Source organism: Rhizomicrobium sp., assembly GCF_056722145.1.
In genome coordinates this window covers 1-3204 of sequence record NZ_JBWZET010000192.1, presented here as the reverse complement: position 1 = coordinate 3204, position 3204 = coordinate 1, and the positions used below count along the sequence as shown (strand labels likewise).

Genomic DNA, 3204 nt, shown 5'->3' with positions numbered 1-3204 from the left:
CCCTGGAAGTGGTCGACGCCGAAGCTTTCGAGCAGCACCGCTTCTTCCTCGGAGCCGACCCATTCCGCCGTCGTCTTGAGGTTGAAGTTTTTGGCGAGGTCGACCAGCGTGCGCACGAAGATCTGGTTCTCGGGCGAAGTCGTCAGCGCGGCAACGTACGAGCCGTCGATCTTGACCTTGTCGACGCGCAGCATCTGCAGGTTGCGGAACGAGGTGTAGCCGGCGCCGAAATCGTCGATGGCGATGCGGCAGCCCATTTCCCTCAGGCGCGACACGAAGCGGGCGTTTTCCTCGAAGTGATGCAGCGCCGCGGTTTCGGTCAGCTCGACCACCAAGCGGTTCGCCACCGCCGAATTCTGCTTCACGTATTCGACGAAGGACTGCAGGAACGCCGAATCCTGCGCCGTCGTGCCGGAGACGTTGACCGACAGGTTGATCTCGGGATGGGCATGCAGCGTTGCGATCGTCATTTCCAGGGCGCGGCGATCGACCAGACGCACCAGGCCCAATTGTTCCGCCGCCGGAATGAAATGGCCGGCCGGCGCGATCGAACCGTCGGGCTTGATCATCCGCAGGAGGCATTCATATTCGGCGATGGCGCGCGTCTTGGCATCGATGATCGGCTGATAGGCGAAGACGAGGCGATCCTCTTTCAGCGCCGCCACGACTTCGTCGGCAACCGCCATCAACCTGAGGCGGGCGCCTTCGCGCAGTTCGGAATGGTGATAGATCGAATAGCCGTCGCGGCCATGGCTGCGGGCCCGCTCCAGCGCTTCTTCGGCGCGCAGCATCGCTTCCTGGCTTGAGGCGGCGCTGCCCGGCAGCCACACCGCGCCGACCGACGAGGTCACGGCCACCCGCCCCGCCCGCGTATCGACGACATCGCCGCGCACCACCGCGCGCAGGCGTTCGGCGACGATGGCGATATCGCTCTCGGTGCAGTTCTTGAGGATGACGCCGAACTTGTTGCCGGCGGTGCGCCCGATCACATCGGTCGAACGCAGCGAGCGCGCCAGCCGTTCGCCGACCGCCACGATGACCTCGTCGGCGGCGTCGAAGCCGTAGGAATCGTTGATGATGGCAAGCCGGTCGATCGAGAACACCAGGAAGCCGCAATGGCGTTCCTGCGCCTGGGCGGTGGCGATCGCTTCCGCCAGTTCGGCGCGCAGCGAGTTGCGATTCAAGTGACCGGTGAGTTCGTCGCGGGTCGCCAAGTAGGTCAGGCGATGGATCTGGTGCTTGCGCTCGGTGATTTCGCGGACCACGCCGGTGAGCCGCTCGGTGGCCCCGTCGGCATTGGGAACGCGGCTGCCGAGGAACACGAACCAAACCGTGCCCAGCGCCGAGGCCAGTTCGACGTCGACGTCGAACGACACGGTTTCGGGGCTGCGGCTTTCGATCAGGGCGGCGAAGCGTTGGCGGATATGGCTGTTCATCGTCGCCAGCAGCGCCCGACCCTGGCTGGTGCCGCGCTGCATGATCTGGCCGGGAAGGATATCGTGGGCGCCCTCCCAGGCGATGCGGTCGTCGGCGATGGTCCAATTGAACGCGACGATACCGGCAGCGGAGACCGCAAGCCGCAATCGCTCCGCGTCTTCGACGGCTTTCAGCGAGGCAAGTGAGTCCCCTGGCTTCTTCTGAAGCGACTGTTCCACCACATCCACCACCAGTTGGGCTTTATCAGCGGCCCTTTCGATCGATGATGGGCGAGGGGGCTTAAAAATCCCGTAACTCTTGAAACAAACCCGCTGTTCGCAGTCACGGCCCGCACTTTGCCTGAACAAAGGGTTATGACGGCGATTACGGCATATCCAATGGTCAAGGCGAGCGCGGCAAACCGCGAAAACTCGTCGGTCCATGCCGTCGAAAAAATCAATGCCCGCGCCGGATTCGATGGTGAATATTCGTCCCGCCGCGAACCGCAGAGCTGGATCTGCACGCCGCTCGACAAGCGCGGATCGTCCCAGTCCGATACAGAACACAGCGATCCATTTTGGGACGCACCGCGTTTGACCCCGACCTTCGTCGCGCAGGTGATGGGTCAGGTCTATTGCACCAACGCGCCGCTGCCGTCAGCGGGTGCGGCTTACGGCCCGTCGCGGGCGCCCCGCCCCACCGTGCTCGACGAAACCGTCTGAGGCGATTGCGACCCCGCTCACCGCCGCCGCCGCGAACAGCAGCACGCCGGCATGCGCCCCGACACCCGGGGCCAACGCAGACGCCGCCGCCGCAAACAGCGACAGCGCTGCCAGCGCCAGATAAAGATTCGGCCGCCGCCACATCCGGCGCCGCGCAAGGGCGAAGGTGAAGAGCGCGCTCAGCACCTGGGGAACGGCCGCCATCACCCGCCAGTCCAGCGCCGCCGCGCCGAGGCCGCAAATCGTGGCAATGAGCAGGATGAGACTGGCGGTCGCGACCGTCGGCGCCCGGCGGACGGCGGAAAAGGCGGCAACGCACAACACCACCGATCCCAACGTCGCGACGATGTCGGTGACGGCCTCCGGCGCGATGCCGGTGCCTTCGCTGAGCGCCAGCGCGCCATAGAGCACGGCGGCAAGGCGCAGATAGGGTTCGGTGCGGGCCGGCGCACCGCCCGCCGCAATCCAGGCGGCCGCGGCCCCGAGCAGAAGCACCAGCGCAAACGCAGTCATGGGGCAAAGCTACAGGCAAACCCGCGCCAACGGAATCCTTACCACGGCGCGTAGAAGGCGGCGTTGCTGGCGACCGCGGCACCCACCACTCGGCCGTAGCCGGCCTGCTGCACCACCACCGCGATGGCATCGTGCGCCGGCGTATTGCCGCCGGCCTTGGGCACATCGATGATGAGCTGTTCGCCGCGCCAGTGCCCGACATTGGTGATCGCGGTGACGACGTTGTGATAGGTGACCGTCTGGCCGTTGTTCTCGCCGCCGCCGATCCGCACTTGCGCCTGGCTGCGATAGCGGAACATCCAGATTGTGGCGTCGACATTGCCGCGACGGGCCGCGTCCGGCGCCCGATCGACGACAAGACGCAGATCGCCGAGACGCTTGTGCAGCGTTACCGGAACCGACCAGGCGACGTGGGCCGACGTCTTGATCCGGGCCGCACCGACAAAGGCCACATTGGCCGGAAGCCCGTCCTGCCGCGCGATCGCCGCCGGCGTCGGCGTATCGGGAGTCTGCCCGTCTTCGCGCGCCAGAGTCGCCAGCGTCAGCGCATAGG

At 66.0% G+C, this 3204-nt stretch carries 4 protein-coding genes; 1 reads left to right on the top strand and 3 read right to left on the bottom strand.

The genetic code is table 11. The annotated features are described in order from the left end of the window. A partial coding sequence (locus tag AC1P6P_RS10070) for a putative bifunctional diguanylate cyclase/phosphodiesterase (RefSeq protein WP_481402311.1) occupies positions 1 to 1655 on the bottom strand: 1655 nt, incomplete at its 3' end. Between the two features lie 159 nt (positions 1656 to 1814). On the opposite strand from AC1P6P_RS10070, the gene AC1P6P_RS10065 reads away from it, so the two are divergent. After that, on the top strand, positions 1815 to 2138 hold the full coding sequence (locus AC1P6P_RS10065; RefSeq protein WP_481402310.1) for a hypothetical protein: 324 nt from the start codon (positions 1815 to 1817) through the stop codon (positions 2136 to 2138). Here AC1P6P_RS10065 and AC1P6P_RS10060 read toward each other — a convergent pair. Together AC1P6P_RS10060 and AC1P6P_RS10055 are read right to left on the bottom strand one after the other, a co-directional pair. Beyond that, entirely contained in the window at positions 2073 to 2651 is a 579-nt protein-coding gene (locus AC1P6P_RS10060; RefSeq protein WP_481402309.1) for a hypothetical protein, read from the bottom strand. The two genes, AC1P6P_RS10065 and AC1P6P_RS10060, sit on opposite strands and share 66 nt — an antisense overlap. Positions 2652 to 2689: 38 nt before the next feature. Beyond that, positions 2690 to 3204: DUF1223 domain-containing protein (locus AC1P6P_RS10055; RefSeq protein WP_481402308.1), on the bottom strand; the 515-nt coding region annotated here is incomplete at its 5' end.